Below are 23953 nucleotides of genomic sequence, written 5' to 3' on the forward strand. Positions count from 1 at the left end.
AAGCCCTCTTTATTTGTAGGCGGTAGGAATAAATTCTTATTTTTGTAACGACACTCGTGGAATATTAGTTTATGCTTGTAAGGACTCGTTATATATTATTGCTATATCTATTAATCTTTTCATTGTTTGCTTATTCGGAAAAGTCTGCAAATCGTGATTCTCTGCAATTGATTTGTGAACAAGCCACCAAAGTTTCCGACCATCGGCGGGCATTAGAAATCGCTATCGAATTGAAAAAGGTAGCTGAAAAAGAAAACAATGATCGTTCATTGGCTTACGCCTATTATTTTGAAGGAATTTCCAATGTACTTTTAGGTAACGGAGAAGACGGGAGAAGGCAGCTAGCCAAAGCAGAAGAACTTTCACATCAGATAAATAATGACACGTTGATCATTGCCATCTATAATGGTTACGGGGTGTATGAAGCCAATGTGCATGCTAATTATGTAATGGCCCAGCAATATTTCTTTAGAAGTCTGGAGTATGCGATAAAGGTCAATGATAGGTTGAGACAAGCAAAGATAGAGAGTAATCTTGCTGAAATAGCTTATATACGTAAAGATTCGACAGGGCTGAAATATGCACTTGATTGTTATGAATGGGCTCGGGAGAATAGTAATAAACAGATGATTTTTGTAGGAGCTTATCATTGTGCAAATCTTCTTCAGATGATGGGGAAATATGATAGGGCCTTAAGCTATCTTCGAATAGCGGACGAGGTGTCACAACATGAGAAATATGCCGAACGTTGCACTGTTTACAAGTTATACGCTGCTATTTTCTTGTCACTCCAGAAATACGATGAAGCGATTAATTATCTGGAGAAAGCCATTAAGGAAATAGATAATGCACAGGCGTCCACTTTGCCTGAAGTATATTTGTGTTATGCAAAAGTACGTGCAGCACAGAATTTGTATGCCGAATCGAACCGCTTGATTGCAAAAGGGCTTGAGATCGCACATGAAAAGTCTATTACCTCTTCTCTTGCCGGGTTTTACGAATTGGCTGCACAAAACTATGAATTGACGGGTGATTACAAGAAAGCTCTTGCTATCTTTAAAAAATATAAGGAAGCTTGCGATACAATATATAATGTGGAGAAAGAACGTTCGGTCAACGAACTTCGGGTGAACTATGATATAGACAAACGGGAGCGGGAAGCAAGCTATCAGAAGTTGCTGTTAGACCGGGAAATGAAAAAGACTACCATTTTGTATCTGACATTGGGGTTCGTGTTATTTTTCCTGTGTATACTTTACTATTTTTATTATAAACAGAATCGTTTGTATAAAAAGATCGTATTGCAAAACAGGGACGCTTTGTTTAGGGAGGAGCTTCTGAAGAAAAAGCTGAAAGATTCGATTGCGGTAAATTCATCACAGCCACAAATCAAACCTTCGGTGACACTTAATGACGAAAAAATGGCTCAACTATATGAACAGATTTGTGAGTTGATGGATGAAAAGCGTTTATATACGGACAACAATCTCACTCGTGAGCGTCTTGCCGAAATTCTTAATACTAACCGGACTTATCTTTCGCAGGTGATTAATGAAAAGGCCGGAATGGGTTATTCGCAATTCATCAATGATTACCGTATTAAAGAGGCCATACGGGTACTTTCGGATAAAGAGCATAACACTTATCCGTTGAAGGCGCTATGTTCCGATTTGGGATTCAGCTCTATGACTACTTTTTATAAACTTTTCTCGGCAACTGTAGGTATGACACCTTCTACTTACAGAAAAACCATGCTTGGACTGGATACTGACAAATAGCCACTTTTCTTTTTCAATTTCGACAAATTGCTTTTATTGAAAGCCTGATAATTTGATATTAGGATGATTTTTCCTCAATTTTGTATCCATGTGAACGAGTTACTTGAATACTAATTTAAAGATTGGATCAACATGAACAAGAATTACCTCTTTTTTATTGTACTTGCATGTATTAGTCTTACTTTGTTCGGTTCTGTCCGGGCAATGTCGATTGACGGTCTTCATCAGACAGATGAAGAAAGAACGGAGATCAAAACTGCATTGGGATTTTTAATCTCTGATTATGAAAAGCCGGTCGGGTTATATTCATTTCCAGTAGACAATGCTACTGAATTGAGTATCATCAAAGAAACCAATAAGGTCAGTGCCGGGGCTATGACAAAGTTGGGTTACTATGCGGCAACCTATAATGCGGACGGCCCTATTGCTTGGTGTAAGGTGGATATGGAAACAGGAGAGATGACGGAATTGGCTGCGTTGAGCGGTAAAATGTACACGGATATGAGTTATGATTATTCATCAGGTACAATGTATGCGATCTCGCACCCGACTTCGGAAACGACCGAACTTCTGACAATTAATCTGGATAACGGGATCAAAACCAAAGTTGCGGATATGGATTTACAGCTGATGACGGTGGCTTGTTCTTACGATGGTGAATTATATAGCATTACTGCAAATGGTGCATTGTGTTGGATTGATAAGAATACGGGTAAAGTAAAAACCCTTGTTGATTTGGATTTTTCATTGAGCTATATACAAAGCATGGAATTTGATCATGAAACAAAGGTGCTTTATTGGGCGGCTTGCAATGATTATAATTCGGCTCTTTATGCGATTAATATTGAAACTTTGGAGAAGACCCGTGTGAGCAGTTTAGGTGACGGGGGTGAAATGACTGGTTTGTATATTCCTTTCAAACTGGCAGAACCGGGCGCACCGGAAGCTGTAACGGATTTAAAGGCCGAGATGGTACCGGGAAAAGATGCAGTCCGGCTTAGTTGGATATTTCCTTCAATGACTGTATCCGGTGAAGTGCTTACATCGATGACGGATGTCACAGTAGAATGTGATGGAGTACTGTTAAAGAAGTATGTAAATGGGGTAGACCTCAGTTGGGCTGCCGGTGAAAAAATAAGCGTTGAACTGGAAATACCTGCTGGGTTACACGCTTTCAAGGTTTATGTGACAAATGAGGCTGGTAACGGATTACCGGTGTCTATAAAGAACTACATCGGTGAGGATATCCCTGCCGCACCGCAAAATTTGAAAGTCATCGTGGACGGAGATCATGCTACGCTTACATGGGATGCCGTGACCACGGGGCAAGATGGCGGAAATATCGACATGGCTTCTTTGGTATATAAGGTTGTCCGTTTTCCCGAAGGGGTAACAGTTGCTGAGAACATTCGTGAAACTACATTCACCGATCAACCGGATAAAATGGATGTATATGCGTATGAAGTAGTACCTTCTACGCAGAAAGGCGTGGGAGAAAAAGTACGTTCGGAATGGCAGGTTATTGGCGAGGCTTATGATTTGCCTTTTACATGTAAGTTTGATGATGAAATAAAGTTCAAACTGTGGACGATTCAGGATCATAATGCGGATGGCATTACCTGGAACCTCTCTAAAAATAACGAAGGGGATCCTGTTATGGAATATCGTTACTCAAGTGAGAATGATGCCGATGATTGGTTGTTTACTCCTGCTTTGAGATTGAAAGCCGGACAAGCTTATAAGTTGAAGTTAGCCTGTGGTGTGCAAAACCCTCGATATCCGGAGCGACTGAAAGTTACTATGGGATTGGGCAAAACCGCTGAAGAGCAAACAGTCGTTTTGGCTTCTTATGAGTTGACGGAATATGGATTAAATCCACAAATCATTTATTTACCCGGCAACCTTGAAGAAGGAAATTGGTATATAGCTTTTCAAGCTTGTTCAGAAAAGGATATGTCTACGTTGTACCTGTCGAATGTCGAAGTCCTAGAGAATACTTCAGCAACCTTCAAGGGCAAAGTTTTGTCTGGCGAAACTCCATTGGCAGGGGCTAAAGTGACATTGAGTAACTCTGAAAGTGAATATGTTACCGATAAAGAAGGTGGTTTCTATATTCAGGAAATTCATCCCGGTACGTACACGCTGTCAGTATCCCTTTTCGGCTATCAGTTGTATACCGAAGAATATACTTTTGATGTATTGGAGAATAAAGTGGGAGACATCCGGATGACAATGCTTCCTAAAGCTGATATCTGCGGATGTGTGAAAACGGATAAAGGTGAGGTTATACCGAATGCAGCCGTATACGTTCATGGATATGATAATTATACGACAAAAACGGATAAGGATGGTCTGTATATGCTGAAAGATGTGTATTGTAAAGGTGATTATACATTGGAAGCATATGCTTTAAACTATGAGAAAGTATCCGTTGCTATTCCGGCATTTACAGAAAATGTAACGGTGGATGATGTGTTGCTAAGAGAGAAGTTATTGTCGCCAGCGCATCTTTCTGCCGATGTAACCCGTACCGAAGTGCGTCTGACTTGGGATAAACCGGAGGATAAAGCGTTGCAGTTCCGGTATGACGATGGGGAAGCCCCGCTTTTTGTCTTGAATATGCAGTTTGACGCTACGGAGAATACGGTATCCGGTTGTATTTATGACACTCCCGCCATGTTGACAAGTGTAAGTTGGCAAGTAGCTGATAATTCCAATCCGAAAACAACAGTCGATGTCATCATTTTGGATTTGGACGAGAATGGTCATCCTACCAATACCGTGCTTTTTGAGCAAAAGGGTGTTCCAAGTACAGATTCTTATTGGAGTTCCTATCAATTGCCTTATCCGGTGGTGGCTCCTCATGGAGCATTGATCGCTTTGAAGGGAGACGCGCATCTGTGTATGGATTATGGTGAATCTACCGAATGGCCTTTTGTGGAAAAGAGGTCTTGCCTGAATTTTGATTATACATCGAAAGAATTCATTTATTTGGAAGAAAAAGGCATGAAACGGAATTTGTTGATACGAGCTGAAGGTTTGGCACTAGGGGCTCCCCATTCCGATCTGCTGAAAGCTCCGGCTCCACAGCCCAAATATAAAGTATGGAGATTGGCGGAAGAGGACGAAACGAATGTATCAAACTGGACAGAACTGACTGCTGAGCCAATTGATGCTACGGAATATCTGGATGTTGCATGGAAAGAGGTTGAGAAAGGCACTTATAAATATGCGGTGAAAGCTGTATATACGGACAACGAGTATTCGTATCCGGTTATTACAGAAATGATTCCAAGGTTGATGACTGGGGATGTCACGTTGACGTTGTTGACAAATGCCACCGGTGAAAGCCCTGAAGGTGCTACAGTGACTTTAATCAATAAAGATGAGATACATAGTTATACTGGCGTAGCCGATGAGGATGGAAATGTAGTTCTATACGCAGTATGGGAAGGTGCATACACGGTGGTTATAGAGAAAAAAGGTTTCCAGTCTCTTTCTTGCGAGCTATTGGTAGAAGGCGGAAAAGATATATCGAAAGAGTATACTTTATTGGAATCCACCCAAGCTCCTTATAATCTGAAGATAGAGACGAATGGAGTGGCAGGCAGCCGTTTATTACGTTGGAATATTGTACAGAAATGGGAAGATGACTTCGAAGGACATAATGATTTTACAATTAATTCACCGGGAGAATTGGGCTGGAGCTATATTGACGGTGATGGCGCACCTACTTACGCCTCTTCCAGCTATGAATTCCCGCACATGAACGAACCGATGTCCTTTATCGTATTTAATCCCTCAGCTACTTCTCCGAGCATGCTGGAGGAGATGACACCTCACAGTGGAGATAAATTGCTTTGTTGTTTTGCTTGTACGGGAGGTGTTCAAAACGATGATTATATCGTTTCGCCCGAATTGGAGATGGATGATGATTTTGTCATTCGCTTCTGGGCTTCTTCTTATAGTAGTAGCTACAAGGAAGAAATACGAATAGGATATTCGACAACAGGTAAGGAGAAAGACGATTTTATCTGGATAGGTGAGAATCAGATCGTACCGGCTGTGTGGACAGAATACATTATAAACATTCCGAAGGATGCTAAGTTTGTGACTATCAATTGTATTTCGAATGATCGCTATATTCTTATGTTGGACGACATCTACATTGGGGCCCCTCAACAGGTGCAAATCTCAGGAAGCACAAAACGTATTGCGGGGCAACCGACTTCTTATGAGGTATATCTCGATGGGGAAAAAGTTACCTCTACAACAGAAACCTCCTATACTTTTGAGAACCTTTCCAAAGGCGATCATTCAGCGGGAGTAAAAAACATATATGCTTCGGGTGCAACCGAGATGTCTGTTATTACGTTCAATGTGGAAGAAGGAGTTGGTATCCGGGAAGAAGTTGCTGGTCACGGGTTTGTTCTTTATCCACTTCCGGTTCGCGAAGTCTTGAATATTGAAGGAATATATGACGAAGCCGAGCTTGTTAACTCTTCCGGTCAGGTGATATTGCGTACGGATTATACTCCGGTGATACAGATGGGGAAATATCCTGCAGGCATGTATTATCTGATATTGAAGAAAGGTACCGAGACGGTCACTTTGAAAGTCCCGGTGAAATAAAAAGGTATTTCTGTTCATTTCAAATGTCCGATCAGCCTCTTAAACGAAAATCGAGGCTTTTCGGACATTTCTTTATTTCTTTTCATTTTTGGGTATCACCACATAATCTTCTTTTATAAATTCATCATATACACGCTTGGGATGATCGAAAGGAGCCGTACCGTTCATATTCTCATTGAAGTTCTCACGACGGAATTGTTTCAGTTTCAAGTTATCCTCAGCATATTTTCTTAATGTCTTCCGTTCATTCCCATAAAGGGAACTTTCGGTTACTTCCGATTCGAGCAAACTCTCTCTGGGCGTGATAGTCGGCAAAAGAATTTGCTCTAACAATCCTCGGTAGGCACCGTTATATTCGCACCATACGACATCGTTGATGATGAATATGCGATAATAATATTTCGACCATGCAGTTCTTATATCAATTTCTTTGGCATAGATTTCAACCGTAGCCTCAGAATCGTACGCTTGGTCGCGGATCACTACAGTAGTTCGACCACTGATCTCTTCCTTCACGGAAGTCTGCCATTTAGGGGAATTCATGATTTCTTCAATGATCTCCGGCAAATTCTCTCTAATTTCAAACTGTATTCTCATGGTGCTTGCCTGTTGGGTCAGGACTTTTTTTAATTCCCTCCTTAAACAATTAAGTTTCTCTAAAGTTACAGATAATGAATGGAAAAAACAAACTATTGCCCGTTTATTTACTTTTTTAGCATAATAAAATGCTCTTTTTGTCAGGTTTGTGCATAAATATGTAGCAAAGTGAGAAAAGACTAATTTCCGGTCGATTGTATAAGGATAAGAATCAAATTCCCTATCCTTCATGGTTATCTGATAAGAATCATGTACATTTGCATATCATGATATAATGAGTTGTCGGATGAAAGATAGAAATAAGCGGGTATTAGTAGGGATGAGTGGCGGTATTGACAGTACTGCTACTTGCCTGATGTTACAAGAACAGGGTTATGAAATTATAGGGGTTACCATGAGAGTGTGGGGGGATGAACCTCAGGATGCCCGGGAACTGGCTGAACGAATGGGAATAGAACATTATGTGGCAGATGAACGGATACCTTTCAAAGATACCATCGTAAAAAACTTCATTGATGAATACAGGCAGGGGCGTACTCCGAACCCATGTGTGATGTGCAATCCGCTGTTTAAATTCAGGATATTGACAGAGTGGGCTGATAAGTTGGATTGTGCCTGGATTGCCACCGGTCATTATTCGCGTTTGGAGGAGAAAAATAATAAAATATATATTGTGGCCGGAGATGATGACAAGAAAGATCAGTCCTATTTCCTTTGGCGTTTAGGGCAGGATGTGTTAAGGCGATGTATTTTTCCTTTGGGCGATTATACGAAGCTGAAGGTGCGTGAATATCTTCATGAGCATGGGTATGAGGCGAAGTCAAAAGAAGGGGAAAGCATGGAAGTCTGTTTTATCAAAGGAGATTACAGAGATTTTCTGCGTGAACAGTATCCGGAGTTGGATAGGGAAGTAGGTCCGGGATGCTTTGTGAACTCCGAAGGAGTGAAATTGGGGCAGCACAAGGGTTTCCCATACTATACCATCGGGCAACGGAAAGGGCTTGAGATCGCTTTAGGAAAGCCGGCATATGTGTTGAAAATCAATCCGCAGAAAAATACTGTTATGTTAGGAGATGCCGAACAGTTGCGGACGAAATATATGTTGCTTGAGCAAGACTGTTTGGTAGATGAGCAGGAAGTGTTGAACTGTAAAGATTTGGCGGTTCGTATTCGTTACCGTAGCCGCCCTATACCCTGTCAGGTGAAAAGACTGGAAGACGGCAGATTGTTTGTCGGGTTCCGGGCGGAAGCATCTGCCATTACTCCCGGACAATCGGCTGTATTTTATGATAACCGCTGGGTATTGGGCGGGGCTTTTATTGCTTCGCAGCGCGGAATAGGTTTGGTGATCGAACAAAACAAAGAATGGATGGAATAATTAATAATTGAAATAGCTATTGGATTAAAACGTATGAAAAAGCAAATTCTGGTTGCTTTGCTCTTTGTTGCAGTAGGAGCATCAGCACAACAAGATACGTTGAAGTATCGCATCAGTCTGAGAGATAAAGCTGCAACCACTTATTCGCTGGATCGGCCGGAAGAATTTCTTTCCGAGAAATCCATTCAGCGCAGGCAGAAACAGGGCTTATCGGTAGATTCAACGGATTTGCCCGTTTGTCGGAAATATGTGGATGCCATTCGTAAGGAGGGCGTAAACATCGTGATGACAGGGAAATGGGATAATTTCGTTACCGTGTCCTGTAACGATTCGACGTTGATTGATGACATTGCTCGACTTCCGTTCGTTCTTTCTACGGAAAAGGTTTGGATGGCTCCCGATCTTTCGGCTGCTCCGGTGTCTGTCAAGCGTGATTCATTGAAAAATGAACCGGTCCGGACGGATAGCATTTATGGTCCTGCCGCTAGGCAGATTGAGATGAGCAACGGACATTTGTTGCATGAAGCCGGTTTCAAGGGACAAGGCATGACCATAGCAGTGATCGATGTCGGTTTCCATAATGCCGACCGTATTACCGCGATGGAGAATATACATATATTGGGTACAAAAGATTTTGTGCGTCCGGAGACTACTGATATTTACGCAGAAGGCAATCATGGCATGAAAGTCCTCTCTTGCATGGGCATGAACCAACCTTATGTCATGATCGGTACTGCTCCCGAAGCTTCGTACTGGCTGTTGCGCAGTGAAGACGATCTTTCGGAACATTTGGTCGAGCAGGATTACTGGGCGGCTGCACTTGAATTTGCCGATAGCGTAGGGGTGGATGTAGTAAACACCTCTTTGGGATATCATCAGTTTGACGATTCGACAAAGAACTATCGTTACAGAGATTTGAACGGCCGTTTCGCTTTGATGTCCCGGCAGGCTGCAAGGTCTGCTGATAAAGGAATGATTTTGGTGTGCAGTGCCGGGAATACCGGCACAGGTACTTGGAAGAAGATTACTCCTCCGGGAGATGCGGAAAATGTGCTGACTGTAGGTGCTGTGGATAAAGAAGGCGTATTGGCTGTCTTTTCTGCCGTAGGAAATACGGCTGACGGTCGTGTGAAGCCGGATGTAATGGCTTTAGGGCGTAAGGCTTTCGTCATGGGTACAGACGGGACGGTAGGTACAGCGAACGGTACTTCTTTTTCATCGCCCATCATGTGTGGCATGGTGGCTTGCTTATGGCAGGCTCTCCCGAAGCTTACGGCAAAGCAGATTATAGAACTTGTACGTAGTTCCGGTGACCGGGCGGATTGTCCGGATAATATTTATGGTTACGGTATACCGGATATGTGGAAAGCTTACCAGTCGGCCCGATGAAACAAGATGCATTGACATTGTTCGACCTCAACGCTCTGGTGCGACGTAGCTTGGAAGAATGTTTACCGGATGAATACTGGATACAGGCAGAGCTGAGTGATGTACGGTCCAATACGACCGGTCACTGTTATTTGGAATTTATTCAAAAAGATCCGCGTAGCGACAATTTGGTAGCTAAAGCACGCGGTATGATCTGGAGTAATGTGTTTCGCCTGTTGAAACCTTATTTTGAAGAGACTACCGGACAGTCGTTTGCTTCCGGGATTAAAGTGTTGGTAAAGGTCACCGTGCAATTTCATGAATTGTATGGTTATAGCCTGACTGTTTTGGATGTCGATCCGACTTATACTTTGGGTGACATAGCTCGCAGACGGCGGGAGATTCTGCAACAACTGGAGGAGGAAGGAGTATTGACGCTGAATAAAGAGCTTGAGTTCCCTTTGTTACCTCAACGGGTTGCTGTTATTTCATCAGCTACAGCGGCTGGATACGGAGACTTTTGTCATCAGTTGCAGAATAATCCCCGCGGATATTATTTTTATGCGGAACTCTTTCCTGCCCTGATGCAAGGGCACCAGGTTGAAGAGTCGGTCTTGTCGGCTTTAGACAAAATAAATGCAAGGTCTAAAGATTTTGATGTGGTCGTTATCATCCGTGGGGGAGGAGCAACTTCCGACTTGTCAGGGTTTGACACCTATCTGTTAGCGGCTGCCTGTGCGCAGTTTCCCCTGCCTGTAATAACAGGCATCGGGCACGAACGAGACGATACCGTGCTTGATTCGGTAGCCCATACCCGGGTGAAAACTCCGACGGCTGCGGCTGAACTGTTGATTAGCCGCATGGATGAGGCTGCCGATGAACTAGCCTATTTAGCCTCCCGTCTCCGCGAGAGTGCTTCTGCATTTTTAGAAAGGGAACAACGCAGATTGGTCGATTGCCGGACACGTATTCCTTCTTTAGTCATCCGCTGGCTGTCGGATGCACGTTTCAGAGTGGTTGCTGCTCATAAAGATCTTTTGCGTGCTTCGGCCGCATTGCTATCCCGGAAGAAGCACCGTTTGGAACTGTTGCAACAGCGTGTGGCAGATGCTTCGCCTGAAAAATTGCTGGCGCGGGGATATAGCATAACGCTAAAAGACGGGAAGCCGGTATCGGACGCTTCCCGGATATCCGAAGGGGATGAAATCACCACCCGGTTGTATCGGGGAGAATTTATTTCAATTGTGAATCGTAAATCTTTAAATCAAAAATAAGAGATGGCCGCCAAAAAAGAAACCTACTCCCAAGCAATGGAACGCTTGGAAAAAATTGTCCGTCAGATAGACAATAATGAACTTGAGATAGATGTATTAGCCGAGAAAATCAAAGAAGCTAATGATATAATATCGTTTTGTACGGAGAAACTAAAAAAAGCAGACCTTGAGGTAGAAAAATTGTTGCAAGAAAAGCGGCAAATTGAAGAATAAAAGTTATTTTTGTTGCTCCAACTGGAAACATTAACTAATATTTAAGAACATGAACGAAATTGATTGGTCCAATTTGTCATTCGGTTATATGAAGACAGATTACAACGTGAGAATTTATCATCGTAATGGTGCATGGGGTGAATTGGAAATAAGCAGTAGTGAGAACATCAACCTGCATATGGCTGCCACTTGCCTGCATTATGGTCAGGAAGCATTTGAAGGTCTGAAAGCTTTCCGTGGTAAGGATGGTAAGATCCGTATTTTCCGCCTTGAAGAAAATGCAGCGCGTCTTCAGTCTACATGTAGAGGAATTCTCATGCCCGAACTTTCTACGGAACGCTTCAAAGAAGCTGTGTTGAAAGTGGTGAAATTGAATGAACGTTTTATTCCGCCTTATGAAACAGGAGCTTCTCTTTATATTCGTCCGTTGCTGATCGGTACCGGCGCACAGGTTGGCGTGAAGCCGGCTAACGAATATCTGTTTGTGATTTTTGTAACACCGGTAGGACCGTACTTTAAGGGTGGCTTCTCTACGACTCCGTATGCCATCACCCGCAAGTATGACCGTGCGGCTCCGTTGGGGACAGGTACGTTCAAGGTGGGTGGTAACTATGCTGCCAGTCTGCGTGCCAGTCAGGAAGCTCACCAGGCAGGTTATTCAGCAGAGTTCTATCTGGATGCCAAGGAAAAGAAATATATGGATGAATGCGGTGCCGCCAATTTCTTTGGCATTAAGGACAATACATACATCACTCCGCTGTCAACCTCCATTCTGCCTTCTATTACCAATAAGAGTCTGATGCAGTTGGCAGAAGATATGGGACTTAAAGTAGAACGCCGTCCTATCCCGGAAGAAGAACTGGCTACTTTGGAAGAGGCAGGAGCTTGCGGTACTGCTGCGGTGATCAGTCCTATCCAGCGCATCGATGACCCGGAAAACGATCGGTCTTATGTCATCTCAAAGGATGGAAAGCCCGGACCGGTATGTACAAAACTTTATAATAAATTGCGTGCAATCCAGTATGGAGACGAGCCTGATGTCCATAACTGGGTGACTATAGTGGAGTAGACTCTTTTTTTAATATTTAAATATATAGTCTTATGATGAAACAAAATGCTGAATTACGTGCTGAAGCACGTGCTGCTCTTGGCGGCAAATGGGTGATGGCGGCTGTTGCTACTCTTGTTTTTACAGCGGTTGCAGGTGCAGCTTCTTATATTCCTCTTGTTGGTTTTATTCTTGTAGCATTGCCTTTGGGTTATGGGTATGCCATGACGCTGTTGGATGTTGTGAGAGGGGGTAATGACGTGAATATCGGAACCCTATTTGTCGGGTTCAATGATTTCGGTCGTATTGTGGGTACAAAATTATTAAAGGCAATTTACACCTTTCTATGGTCGTTGTTGCTTGTAATACCGGGCATTGTCAAAATGTACTCATATGCCATGACTGACTATATTCTGAGAGATGAGCCACAACTTGCAAATAATGCCGCTATAGAAAAAAGCATGTCTATGATGGATGGCAACAAGATGAAATTATTCATGCTTGATCTTAGTTTCATTGGTTGGGCTATATTGTGTATGTTTACTTTAGGTATCGGATATTTGTTCCTGCAACCGTATGTGGAGGCTTCGCACGTGGCTTTCTATGAAGATTTGAAAGCACAGGCTGCCGAAAAGGAATTTTAGAAAGAAGCAAATATCAATACTGATATATGAAATATATGGGGCATGGAGCAATCTGTGCCCCATTTATTTTTGCCGTTTCCGTCGAAAGTCAGTAACTTTGCGAACAAACCGGATTTTAATAAAATGGGAAAAGGAAAATTAGAGAAATTTGCCGATATGGCGAATTATCCGCACGTGTTCGAGTATCCTTACGCTGTGGTAGGCAATGTGGCTTTTGAAGGGAAAGGCAAGTGGAATGAATTCTTTGGAAATGATCACCCAATCGTTCTTGAATTGGGATGTGGCCGGGGAGAGTACACGGTAGGTATGGGAAAAATGTTTCCCGATAAGAATTTCATCGGTGTAGATATCAAAGGTGCGCGCATGTGGACCGGAGCTACCGAGGCTCTACAGGCGGGAATGAAGAATGTGGCATTCCTCCGGACCAATATTGAAATCATCGATTGTTTCTTTGCTCCCGGTGAAGTAAGCGAGATATGGCTTACTTTTTCCGATCCGCAGATGAAGAAAGTTACCAAACGATTGACTTCCACTTATTTTATGGAACGCTATCGCCGGTTTCTCAAACCGGACGGCATTGTCCATTTGAAGACGGACAGCGCTTTTCTGTTTGCCTACACCCTTTATATGGTGATAATGAATAAGTTTCCCGTCAAGCTTGTCGTGGAAGATCTTTATAACACCGATATGGCGGATGGTGTTCTGGGCATCAGGACCTATTACGAACAACAATGGCTCGACCGTGGTTTGAATATAAAATATCTCAAATTTTTACTTCCGCAAGAGGGTGAACTTATAGAGCCTAATGTAGAAATAGAGTTGGACTCTTATCGTAGTTATAACCGGAGTAAACGAAGCGGATTGCAAACAAGCAAATAAACTATAAATCATAAATATAATGACTCTTTATCCAAAATTGATACTTGATGCGCTGACAACGGTGCGTTATCCGGGCAGTGGCAAGAATATTGTTGAAGCGGGGATGGTGGAAGACAACATCCGCATCGAAGGAATGAAGGTTTCTTTCTCCCTCATCTTTGAGAAGCCGACCGACCCGTTCATGAAATCGGTAATAAAAGCTGCCGAGAAAGCTATACAGGTTCATGTAAGCAAGGAAGTGGAAATAGAGGGTAATATCAGCGTGAAGACTCTTCAGGCAGCTCGTCCTGAAGTAGGAAAGTTATTACCCCAAGTGAAAAATATCATAGGTATATCTTCCGGAAAAGGGGGAGTGGGAAAATCTACCGTAGCTGCCAACTTGGCTGTGGCTTTGGCTAAATTAGGTCACAAGGTGGGTTTGCTGGATGCCGATATTTTTGGCCCTTCCATGCCGAAAATGTTTCAGGTGGAGGACGCTCGTCCGTATGCCGAGACTAAAGAAGGCCGCGAGATGATTATTCCTGTAGAAAAGTATGGGGTGAAATTGTTGTCTATCGGCTTTTTTGTCGATCCCGACCAGGCCACCTTGTGGCGGGGAGGAATGGCAAGTAATGCTTTGAAACAGTTGATCGGTGATGCGGATTGGGGTGAACTCGATTATTTTCTGATCGACCTTCCACCGGGAACGAGCGACATACATTTGACTGTGGTGCAGACTTTGGCAATGACAGGTGCTATTGTGGTAAGTACTCCACAGGCTGTAGCATTGGCCGATGCTCGTAAAGGTATTAATATGTTTACGAATGATAAGATAAATGTCCCTATTCTCGGTCTCGTGGAGAACATGGCTTGGTTTACACCCGCTGAGCTTCCGGAGAATAAATATTATATTTTCGGGCGTGAAGGTGCAAAGAGATTGGCGGAGGAAATGAATGTGCCTCTGCTGGGACAGATACCTATCGTGCAGAGTATTTGTGAAAATGGCGATAGAGGAACACCTGCCGCTTTGGACGAAAATACGGTGACGGGGCGTGCTTTCTTATCGTTGGCTGCCGCTGTGGTTCGTCAGGTGGATCGTCGGAATATAGAAATGGCTCCCACGCAGATTGTAGAACTGCATAAATGAAGTAGTACTTGACATTGATCTCAATTGTCGTTTTTAATTACTAAAAGAGATAGGATGGACTCAGCCCTTTTGTCAAAAAGATTTTTGAGCCCCGACTGCGATGGTTTTTCCTCACCGGGGAACTCCTCGGAGATCACCGATGAAGGGGGTGTTCCTCGGTGAGGAAGACCCTCTTCATCACCGAGGAGCAATCCCTTGGTCGGTGAGGTAAAAACTGAACGCTAACAGGTTGGATGTCAGCAGTGTAGACTCTCTGCTTTTTGATGTATTTACATCAATATCAAGGATGGCAATGGAACGGATGTATAAGCGACCCCCGTCATTGTACGATTAAGTATACATTATTTTCCGGTATTACGGTGAAATAATGTTGATATTTTTATAAAGACTTTCTTATATTGAGTATCCAAGAGTTGTCGATTGTTTCTATTCCTTTCCTACTGATAAGTGAAGCCATTGTCTTGCCCATCAGTTTAAAGTCAGTCGACAATGTAGTTATCCCTCCTGCAAGGATTTCTTTTAGAGGAGTATCGTTGTATGAGATGATTCCGAATTCTTTTCCCGGAGTAAATTCTTGCTTTTCCGCTTGTTTTAGCACATCGACCAAATCCCTGTCGTTTACCAGTATAAACAAATCTCCTTCTTTGATTTTTCTATTGACTAGACTGTTAAGATACTTATGGTCGAAATTGTATTCTTTGCAGAACTTCTGTAGTCCGTCATATCGTTCGTAAGGCTCTTTGGCTTCGCTTTGAACCATCAATATGCGGTGATACTTTTTTATATGTTCCAATCCGAATTTGAGGGCTTCATAGGTGTCATTCTCGAAATTTTGTGCTACTGAAGGATACTTGCCTTTCAGTTCCGGGTGATAATGGTCGAGTAGAAATACCTTGCCTGATATGGACTGTAACAACGGGTCTAATCCCTGGAATTTTCCCGGCATTAGGATGTAAGTGGTATACTTGCCATTGGCATCATTGACCAAAGTCTCGAAAACTTTACGGTTGTAATTATGGAAGTATATGTCTACCGTGCTGTTTTTATCAATGTTTTCGATAAATGAGTTATACAGTTCTTCTTTAAACTCATTGAATTCATTGAATAAAAGGAAAATGTTATGTTTTAAAGTAAATCTTGTACTCGTTACGTAATAACCGATACCGGGGGTGGAATCAATGATCCCTCTTGACTTTAGTTCGCTGATCCCGGCAAAGACAGTATCTCTTGAAAGATTATATTTCTTTCGGAATTCATTAATCGATGGAATCCAGTCTCCTTTTTTAAATTTACCTTCATTTATACTTTCTATAACATGGTTGACCACTAATTTATATTTAGATTCGTTAAGCTTCATAGGTTATCCCATTTTTATTTTGAATACAAAGGTAGAGCTTTTATCGACATACTGGTACGAACTGGTCTATGTTTTATAACATAAATAAAAATCAGACCAGTACGTACCAGTATATGAAACTTATGTCTATATTTGCGGCTGTTAAATACAACACGAGAGAAACTACTATACATAATAATATATAAAACAGTAATGCTATGAATCAAAGAATTGACTCACTTAGGGAGTACATTTTAAGTAAGCAACATCATTCATTCAGACGCGGAGCAGAGGAGCTTGGCCTTAGTGAAATGAGCCGGTCTTTTGCGGAAGCAAGTATTGCACCGGAGAAAAGAGCAGCACTTTGTTTGTCTACATTATTAGAGTCAGAAACACCGGTGATCCTGCCGGGCGAAAAGATTGTGGTAACGAGGACTATCAGTGAAATACCGGATATTTATACACCGGAAGAATGGGATGAGATAAAAGCAACACATTATATACACGAACGTGGGACGGTATGCAACATATCTCCCGACTATGAAACTACAATCAGACAAGGTCTGGAAAATCGCAAGAATGAGGTTATGGATCGTCTCAAGGATGAAAATCTTTCCCAAGAGAATGTCCGATTCTTGGAATCTGTTCTTTTATGCATAACCTCACTTCAAAGTTTTATCGGTAAATATGAAAATTATACCCGTTCGATAGGTGAGACGGAAACTGCCGATGTTTTAAAAGCCATACAGACAGACGGTGCAAAATCTTTCAGAGAGGCTTTGCAATTATTGCGCATTCTGCATTTCGCCATTTGGGAGGCCTCCGACTATCACAATACCTTGGGACGTTTTGATCAATACATGTATCCGTATTTCAAAAACGATATCGACAATGGCGTATTGACAAAAGAAGAGGCATTCGATCTGTTGGAAGAGTTTTTCCTGATGTGTAATAAGGATAGTGATTTATATCCCGGCATGCAACAAGGTGATAATGGTCAGAGCATGGTGCTTGGTGGTCGGAATGCTGACGGTGAGTATTTGTTCAATGAACTCTCCGAGATGTGTCTTAAGGCAAGTTATGAATTGGAATTGATCGACCCTAAGATTAATATTCGTGTAGACAAGGATACACCGGATGAGATCTTTGAAAAAGGCTCTCAATTGACCAAAAAGGGGTTAGGCTTTCCGCAATATAGTAATGATGATATAATTATTCCGGGATTATTGAGAAAAGGTTACGATGCGGAAGATGCATACAATTATGTAGTGGCTGCTTGTTGGGAGTTTATTATTCCGAAATATGCCATGGATATTCCAAACATCGATGCGGTCTCTTTGATTGGTTGTGTAAGGAGTTGCTTGGACAAATTGAGTGAATGTCCCGATTATGATTCATTCTACAAACTGGTGGAACAGGAAATACAACACAATGTTGACACGATTTGCAACAAACACAAAAATCTTTATATGATACCTTCTCCCATGATGTCATTATTGATGGCTGGCACTATTGAAAGAGCAACGGATATTTCGTTAGGAGCCAAATACAATAATTATGGACTTCATGGGACGGGGGTCGCTACTGCTGCTGATTCTTTGGCAGCCATTAAGAAGTATTATTTTGAAGAAAAACGCATTGATTATAAAACATATATCGATGCTATAGAAGATGATTTTAAGGGAGAAGCAGAATTGAAGGAACTGCTTCGTAAAGAGAGCCCGAAGATGGGCCAGGATAACGATTATGTAGACTCTATCTGTGTTGCTTTATTAGATTCGTTCGACAATGCGCTGAAAGATAAGGTCAATGAAAGAGGTGGAATTTATCGTGCCGGAACGGGGACAGCTATGTATTACATCTTCCATGCCAACACTTTAGGGGCAACTCCTGATGGACGTACTGCTGAAGAAATGATTCCGGCCAATTATTCCCCCAGTTTATTTATCGATCAGAAAGGGCCGATCTCGGTCATCAAATCTTTCACAAAACCGCATTTGGTGAATGTAATCAATGGTGGCCCCCTTACGCTGGAATTTGACCAGTCGATCTTCCGTAACGAAGAAAGTGTGAAGAAATTGGCATCACTTGTAAAGATGTATATCATTTTTGGAGGGCATCAGTTACAGCTTAACACCGTGAGCAGAGAGAAACTTCTAGATGCCAAGAAGCATCCCGAGAAATATCGGAATCTGATTGTTCGGGTCTGGGGATGGAGTGGATACTTTGTTGAACTGGATGAATGTTATCAAGATCATGTAATTAATCGAATAGAATTTGGACTTTAAAATTTAGAAAAACATGGGAAGCACAGTTAAAGGATTTATGTTTTATGTTGCGTTTGTCGCATCATTAGGTGGATTATTGTTTGGATTTGACACAGCGGTAATTTCGGGTGCGGAAAAGTCGATTCAGCAGATTTATGAGCTGTCGGACTTTACGCATGGATTTACAATTGCCATTGCCTTGATCGGGACGATTGTGGGTGCGCTTGTATGTAGTAAACCGGTTGAGAAATACGGCCGGTTGAAAGCATTGCGCGTTATTGCGTTGATTTATTTTATCTCAGCGTTAGGCAGTGCCGCTATCGTAAACTGGTACTCTTTTATCTTTTTCCGCTTTATTGGTGGCCTTGCCGTTGGAGCTTCTTCGGTGGTAGGGCCTATGTATATCGCGGAGATTTCACCTTCTCATTGGAGGGGACGTTTTGTCGCATTCTTTCAGTTCAACATCGTATTAGGTATTGTTATTGCTTATTTGTCAAACTATCTTATCCATGGTATTCCCAATGACTGGAGATGGATGTTGGGGGTTTTGGCAATCCCGGCTTTGATATTCGGTATCCTTTTGTATACGGTGCCGGAAAGTCCTAGGTGGCTGATGACCCAAGGTAGAGAGAAAGACGCTGGTAAGGTGTTGACCGAAGTGGGAGAGAAGAATGTATCAAAAGAGTTGCAAGAAATCAAAAATTCATTGATTGCTACGGAAGGCAGCGGGGACAAACTTTTTCAAAGAGAGTATTGGAAGCCTATTTTATATGCTTTTCTAATTGCAACTTTCAATCAGTTATCAGGTATCAATGCCATTTTGTATTATGCCCCACGTATATTTGAAATGTCTGGATTGTTCCGGGATTCAGCTATGGTTCAGTCAATTATCATTGGTGTAACGAACCTTGTATTTACTATGATCGGTATGATTCTTATTGATAAAGTAGGTCGCAAAAAGCTGCTATATGTCGGTTCAATAGGAATGACCATTTCTTTGGCTTTGGTGGCACGAGGGTTTTATTTGGAAGTTGTCACCGGCTATTATATGCTGATATGCCTGATGTCCTTCATTGCATTTTTTGCTATTTCCTTGGGTGCCGTAATCTGGGTATTGATTTCCGAAATATTTCCTAATAATATCCGTTCCAAAGGCCAAGTATTCGGTAGCACCACCCATTGGGTATGGTCTGCTTTATTATCTTGGATGTTCCCTGTGTTTATCAGCACCGGAGGAACCTTTATATTCAGCTTCTTTGCTGTTATGATGGCATTGAGTTTCATCTTTGCATGGAAGTTACCTGAAACAAAAAATAAATCACTTGAGCAGATTCAAAAAGAACTACTAACCAAATAAAAACACAATTTATGATTTATCTGAGTAAACGGACTTTAATTTTAGCCTCAACGGCTTTGATGGCTACATTTTCTCAGTCTTATGCACAAAAGACAAATGCTACTATTCAAGTAGATGCCACAATTGTGGAACAAAATGTGACTCCATATTTATATGGTGCATGCATTGAAGATGTTAATCACGAGATTTATGGTGGTCTTTATGATCAGAAAATTTTCGGGGAGAGTTTTGAAGAACCCGTCCCGAACCCTCAATTTGAAGACTTTACTGCCTATGAGGGGAATTGGTCTGTTCGTGATAATAATGTATTTGCAACCTCTCATCCGGGAGCTAAACTGGTTTATGACAAGACAAGTTTTGGCGACGGGTGCATTGAAACTGATGTCAAGTTTAACGGGAATGGTGAGAATGCCGGTTTATTGTTACGTGTATCTCAGCCAGGAAATGGAGCCGATAATTTCTACGGGTATGAAGTTAGCTTAGCCGCTGATGGTAAAAAAATAGTTATTGGTAAGCATAAGAAAAATTATGAGCATATAAAGGACGTTCCGGTGCTATGTAATTCGTCCGAGTGGAATAATCTAAAAGCAATAATGAAGAATCGGAAGATCGATATATATCTGAATGATAAAAAAGTGTTTGCTTTTAATGACGATGATGCTGAGTTGAAGAACGGATATCCTGCATTGAGAGTCTGGAATTCCAATCCGGTATTTCGCAATTTGAAAATCTCGATGGATAACATTTCTCAGGAATTGTCGTTCAAGACTCTACCTTCAAAGCAAATCAGTTACCAGTGGGATGCATATGAAAAAGGAAATATAAAATCAAATTATGCACTTAACACAGCGGATGCTTATAATGGAAATAACTCACAGATTATAGAGTTGTTATCAGGACAAGGAGTGGCAGGTATTGCCAATTCTAGCCTGAACCGTTGGGGAATTGTCGTACGCAAGGGGCAGAAACTTCAGGGACGGCTCTATCTGAAAAGTGGTGATTACAAAGGCGATGTTACAGTAGCTTTGCAAAGTGAAGATGGTAAGACTGAATATTCGAAACAGAAAATAGGTAAGATAACAAATCAATGGAAAAAATATCCTTTTACCTTCACTTCCAATGCTAGCGATAAAAAAGCAAGGTTTGTCATATACATTGATCAACCGGGTAAAATATCTGTGGATCAGGTAACTTTAATGACTACCGGAAAGGATCAGTTCAAAGGATTACCATTTAGGAATGATATCGGTCAGGCTATGGTTGACCAAAAATTGACTTTCCTTCGTTATGGTGGTACTATGATCAATGCCGGAGAGTATCGCTTCAAAAAAATGATTGGTGATCCCGACCAACGTCCGCCTTATAGAGGTCATTGGTATCGTTATTCAACAAATGGATTCGGTATAGAAGATTTCTTAAAATTCTGTGAAGCTGCAGGATTTACAGCTGCTTTTGCCGTAAATATTGAAGAAACTCCTGAAGACATGGCAGATATGGTGGAATATCTAAATGGAGCAGTCACTACTAAGTGGGGGAAAATACGTGCGCAAAATGGTCACCCGGCACCTTATAATGTTAAGTATATCGGAATTGGAAATGAAGAAGTATTATTTAACGGTGATAGAGCTGATGAATACGATCATTATATAGAGCGGTTTAACCTGTTGTATGATGCTATAAAAAGCAAAGATGCTTCCATTAAACTGGTAAATACCGCTTGGTGGCGTCCGGAATCACCTAATGTTGAAAGAGTATTTAAAGCTTTGGACGGTAAAGCTGATTATTGGGACTATCATCCATGGGCGGATGCTGTGACAAGTGGTAAGAGCGTTGAAGCAGAATTGAAACAAATGAAGGATTTATTCCTGAAATGGAATCCTAATACTACAATGAAGTGTGCTATTTTTGAAGAAAATGGAAACACTCATAATATGGAGCGTACTTTGGGGCATGTTACCCTGCAAAATGCTGTTCGTCGTATGGGAGATTTTGTTCTGACATCTTGTGCTGCCAATGCTTTGCAGCCTTACTTACAGAATGATAATGGCTGGGATCAAGGACAAGTATTCTTTACTCCTTCTCAGGTATGGGGTATGCCGCCTTATTATGCTCAACAAATGGCATCAGCAAACCATATGCCACTGTTAGTAAGCACTCGGGTGACAGATCAGAGCGGAAAACTGGATGTTACTGCTACTCGTAGTGAAGATGGGAAGCAAATTGTATTGCATGTTGCTAATATAGGTGATCAACCGATCGCTACAAATTTGGATATAAAAGGGCTTAACAATATAAAGAAAGTGAAATCAATCACACTTTCCGCAGGATTGAAAGACCGGAATACTCCGGAAGAACCTGAGAAAATTATTCCACAAGAGAAGAATATGAAAAACACATCAAATCAGGTTTATGAGATAGCTCCTTATTCTTATACCATATTTGTATATTCCAGCAAATAATATTTAATGCTTCTTACTACGGGTGAGTTTGATACCTGTTAAAAAGAGGTATATGATAATTTTTTTCTTTTTGTTATTTATAGATAATAGGTACGCTAAATTGGTAATAGGTATTACTTTTACTTAAGAAAAAAAGATTGGTTTTCAGGATTATAATAATGTTATTCTAATTCTAATTTATTATGAAATGTAAGAAATTTAGGGTTCTAAAAGATAGAACCCTGCTACTGCTATGTGCTTTATTCATGGCAATTTGTTACAGTTGTACGGAGGAAAGTGCTATCAAAACGGGCGAAGTGATAGCGTATGATCCGTCGAAGCCTGTTGAGATTACAGATTTTACTCCGAAGAAAGGATCTGCCAGTACTCGTTTGTATATTCTTGGCAGTAATTTTGGAACGGATGTATCCCAGATTTCAATAACAATCGGTGGCGAGAAAGCCAAGGTTGTTGGATCGGACGGTGGATCGATTTATTGTATCGTACCACCTCGTTCAAGCGAAGGTACAATTGAACTAACGGTCAGTTCGGGTGATAATAAAACGACTGTAGTTGCCGATGAAAAGTTCCAGTATGAACATAAAACAGTGGTTTCTACCCTGTGTGGTTATGTCAGCCCGACTGGAGAATATGAAGTAAAGGATGGTCCTTTTGATGATTGTGGTTTTGAAGGACCTCAATGGTTTTCATTTGATCCAAAGAACAACAGGCACCTGTATTTGGTAGAATACTATTCAAATGTTCGTTTAATAGACTTGGAGAAAAAGGAAGTTTCCACTGTGATGACAAGAGGTCAAGGACATTGGGATCGTCCTCGCACTATTACTTGGACGCTTGGAGGAGATACCATGATTATTGCCAATGAAAAGGGAGGAGAGCATACAGTTGCTAACTCTATAGCTTATCGTAGGGAATTGTTTAAAAAGCCTTATCCGCTGATGTATACAAATGAAAAATGTACTACGTCTGCTACTCATCCGGTAAACGGTGAGTTGTATTATAATGCATTTCTTACAGGTGATATGTATCGTTATGACTGGAAAACAGGATTATCTGAAAAGCTGTTTACTATTCAGGATCGCGAATGGGAATATAACGTAGTATTCCATCCCACTGGCAACTATGCATATATCATTGTTGTGAACCGTAATTATATCTTGAAAACTGAATATGATTGGGTGAATCATCGCTTGAAGAATCCGACTTTATTCTGTGGTGAGGTAGGACAGTCTGGCTGGGTAGATGGTACCGGTAACAGTGCGCGATTTAATATTCCTCAGCAAGGTACATTTGTGAAGAATGAAGAGTATGCCGGCAGAGAAGATGAATATGATTTTTATGTGGCCGATGTTTTCAATCATTGTATTCGTAAAATTACTCCCGAAGGGAGGGTGACCACGTTTGCCGGTCGCGGAAGTCGGAGTATGAATAACGATGTTTGGGGCTTTATTGATGGAGACTTGCGTGAAGAGGCTCGTTTCCATGAACCCAACGGTATTATATTTGATGAAGTGACAAGAACCTTTTATATCGGTGACTTAAAGAATCATCGAATTCGTATGATTGCAATTGAATAATATTATGCACAAACACGTCT

General features: G+C 41.6%; 16 protein-coding genes. 14 read left to right on the forward strand and 2 right to left on the reverse strand.

All coding sequences use genetic code 11. The features are described from left to right. Window positions 1-71: 71 nt before the first annotated feature. Both H8744_RS08170 and H8744_RS08175 read left to right on the forward strand, forming a co-directional pair. Window positions 72-1778 carry a helix-turn-helix domain-containing protein gene (locus H8744_RS08170; protein ID WP_262434366.1) on the forward strand — a complete coding sequence of 569 codons (1707 nt, stop codon included), beginning with the start codon at window positions 72-74 and terminating at the stop codon, window positions 1776-1778. Window positions 1779-1910: 132 nt separating this feature from the next. Beyond that, entirely contained in the window at window positions 1911-6410 is a 4500-nt protein-coding gene (locus tag H8744_RS08175) for a carboxypeptidase regulatory-like domain-containing protein (protein WP_262434367.1), read from the forward strand. Between the two features lie 72 nt (window positions 6411-6482). Here H8744_RS08175 and H8744_RS08180 read toward each other — a convergent pair whose 3' ends face one another. Beyond that, on the reverse strand, window positions 6483-7007 hold the full coding sequence (locus H8744_RS08180) for a hypothetical protein (RefSeq protein ID WP_262434368.1): 525 nt from the start codon (window positions 7005-7007) through the stop codon (window positions 6483-6485). A gap of 286 nt (window positions 7008-7293) precedes the next feature. On the opposite strand from H8744_RS08180, the gene mnmA reads away from it, so the two are divergent. The 8 genes from mnmA (at window position 7294) to H8744_RS08220 (ending at window position 14937) form a co-directional block, all read left to right on the forward strand. Next, the gene (gene mnmA, locus H8744_RS08185; protein ID WP_262434369.1) at window positions 7294-8385 is read left to right on the forward strand and encodes a tRNA 2-thiouridine(34) synthase MnmA; all 1092 of its coding nucleotides are present in this window, start codon (window positions 7294-7296) and stop codon (window positions 8383-8385) included. A 33-nt stretch (window positions 8386-8418) separates the two neighbouring features. Continuing rightward, the gene (locus tag H8744_RS08190; protein ID WP_262434370.1) at window positions 8419-9774 is read left to right on the forward strand and encodes a S8 family peptidase; all 1356 of its coding nucleotides are present in this window, start codon (window positions 8419-8421) and stop codon (window positions 9772-9774) included. Continuing rightward, window positions 9771-11027: an exodeoxyribonuclease VII large subunit gene (gene xseA, locus H8744_RS08195; RefSeq protein WP_262434371.1), complete on the forward strand. Its 1257-nt coding sequence runs from the start codon at window positions 9771-9773 to the stop codon at window positions 11025-11027. The genes H8744_RS08190 and xseA overlap by 4 nt, the downstream gene beginning before the upstream one ends. Before the next feature lie 3 nt (window positions 11028-11030). After that, window positions 11031-11240, forward strand: coding sequence for an exodeoxyribonuclease VII small subunit (gene xseB / locus H8744_RS08200; protein WP_262434372.1), 210 nt, complete (start codon window positions 11031-11033; stop codon window positions 11238-11240). 49 nt (window positions 11241-11289) lie between these two features. Then, on the forward strand, window positions 11290-12309 hold the full coding sequence (locus tag H8744_RS08205) for a branched-chain amino acid aminotransferase (protein ID WP_262434373.1): 1020 nt from the start codon (window positions 11290-11292) through the stop codon (window positions 12307-12309). 32 nt (window positions 12310-12341) lie between these two features. After that, a complete protein-coding gene (locus H8744_RS08210; RefSeq protein WP_262434374.1) occupies window positions 12342-12932 on the forward strand; it encodes a DUF975 family protein in 591 nt (196 codons plus the stop codon). A gap of 123 nt (window positions 12933-13055) precedes the next feature. Further along, on the forward strand, window positions 13056-13811 hold the full coding sequence (trmB, locus tag H8744_RS08215; RefSeq protein ID WP_262434375.1) for a tRNA (guanosine(46)-N7)-methyltransferase TrmB: 756 nt from the start codon (window positions 13056-13058) through the stop codon (window positions 13809-13811). Between the two features lie 19 nt (window positions 13812-13830). Then, complete coding sequence (locus H8744_RS08220; protein WP_262434376.1) at window positions 13831-14937, forward strand: Mrp/NBP35 family ATP-binding protein; 1107 nt, start codon at window positions 13831-13833, stop codon at window positions 14935-14937. A gap of 379 nt (window positions 14938-15316) precedes the next feature. Here H8744_RS08220 and H8744_RS08225 read toward each other — a convergent pair whose 3' ends face one another. Continuing rightward, on the reverse strand, window positions 15317-16294 hold the full coding sequence (locus H8744_RS08225) for a GntR family transcriptional regulator (protein ID WP_262434377.1): 978 nt from the start codon (window positions 16292-16294) through the stop codon (window positions 15317-15319). A gap of 197 nt (window positions 16295-16491) precedes the next feature. On the opposite strand from H8744_RS08225, the gene H8744_RS08230 reads away from it, so the two are divergent. The 4 genes from H8744_RS08230 (at window position 16492) to H8744_RS08245 (ending at window position 23933) form a co-directional block, all read left to right on the forward strand. Further along, entirely contained in the window at window positions 16492-18561 is a 2070-nt protein-coding gene (locus H8744_RS08230) for a pyruvate formate lyase family protein (RefSeq protein ID WP_262434378.1), read from the forward strand. A 13-nt stretch (window positions 18562-18574) separates the two neighbouring features. Continuing rightward, a complete protein-coding gene (locus tag H8744_RS08235; RefSeq protein WP_262434379.1) occupies window positions 18575-19897 on the forward strand; it encodes a sugar porter family MFS transporter in 1323 nt (440 codons plus the stop codon). A gap of 11 nt (window positions 19898-19908) precedes the next feature. Next, the gene (locus H8744_RS08240) at window positions 19909-22356 is read left to right on the forward strand and encodes an alpha-L-arabinofuranosidase family protein (protein WP_262434380.1); all 2448 of its coding nucleotides are present in this window, start codon (window positions 19909-19911) and stop codon (window positions 22354-22356) included. A 182-nt stretch (window positions 22357-22538) separates the two neighbouring features. Beyond that, on the forward strand, window positions 22539-23933 hold the full coding sequence (locus H8744_RS08245) for an IPT/TIG domain-containing protein (RefSeq protein WP_262434381.1): 1395 nt from the start codon (window positions 22539-22541) through the stop codon (window positions 23931-23933). The last annotated feature ends 20 nt before the right edge of the window (window positions 23934-23953 follow it).

It is taken from the genome of Jilunia laotingensis (genome assembly GCF_014385165.1).
GTDB lineage: Bacteria > Bacteroidota > Bacteroidia > Bacteroidales > Bacteroidaceae > Bacteroides > Bacteroides laotingensis.

Coding starts and splice junctions, on each gene's coding strand:
- H8744_RS08170 (WP_262434366.1), top strand. CDS start 72: ATGCTTGTAAGGACTCGTTATATATTATTGCTATATCTATTAATCTTT.
- H8744_RS08175 (WP_262434367.1), top strand. CDS start 1,911: ATGAACAAGAATTACCTCTTTTTTATTGTACTTGCATGTATTAGTCTT.
- H8744_RS08180 (WP_262434368.1), bottom strand. CDS start 7,007: ATGAGAATACAGTTTGAAATTAGAGAGAATTTGCCGGAGATCATTGAA.
- mnmA (WP_262434369.1), top strand. CDS start 7,294: ATGAAAGATAGAAATAAGCGGGTATTAGTAGGGATGAGTGGCGGTATT.
- H8744_RS08190 (WP_262434370.1), top strand. CDS start 8,419: ATGAAAAAGCAAATTCTGGTTGCTTTGCTCTTTGTTGCAGTAGGAGCA.
- xseA (WP_262434371.1), top strand. CDS start 9,771: ATGAAACAAGATGCATTGACATTGTTCGACCTCAACGCTCTGGTGCGA.
- xseB (WP_262434372.1), top strand. CDS start 11,031: ATGGCCGCCAAAAAAGAAACCTACTCCCAAGCAATGGAACGCTTGGAA.
- H8744_RS08205 (WP_262434373.1), top strand. CDS start 11,290: ATGAACGAAATTGATTGGTCCAATTTGTCATTCGGTTATATGAAGACA.
- H8744_RS08210 (WP_262434374.1), top strand. CDS start 12,342: ATGATGAAACAAAATGCTGAATTACGTGCTGAAGCACGTGCTGCTCTT.
- trmB (WP_262434375.1), top strand. CDS start 13,056: ATGGGAAAAGGAAAATTAGAGAAATTTGCCGATATGGCGAATTATCCG.
- H8744_RS08220 (WP_262434376.1), top strand. CDS start 13,831: ATGACTCTTTATCCAAAATTGATACTTGATGCGCTGACAACGGTGCGT.
- H8744_RS08225 (WP_262434377.1), bottom strand. CDS start 16,294: ATGAAGCTTAACGAATCTAAATATAAATTAGTGGTCAACCATGTTATA.
- H8744_RS08230 (WP_262434378.1), top strand. CDS start 16,492: ATGAATCAAAGAATTGACTCACTTAGGGAGTACATTTTAAGTAAGCAA.
- H8744_RS08235 (WP_262434379.1), top strand. CDS start 18,575: ATGGGAAGCACAGTTAAAGGATTTATGTTTTATGTTGCGTTTGTCGCA.
- H8744_RS08240 (WP_262434380.1), top strand. CDS start 19,909: ATGATTTATCTGAGTAAACGGACTTTAATTTTAGCCTCAACGGCTTTG.
- H8744_RS08245 (WP_262434381.1), top strand. CDS start 22,539: ATGAAATGTAAGAAATTTAGGGTTCTAAAAGATAGAACCCTGCTACTG.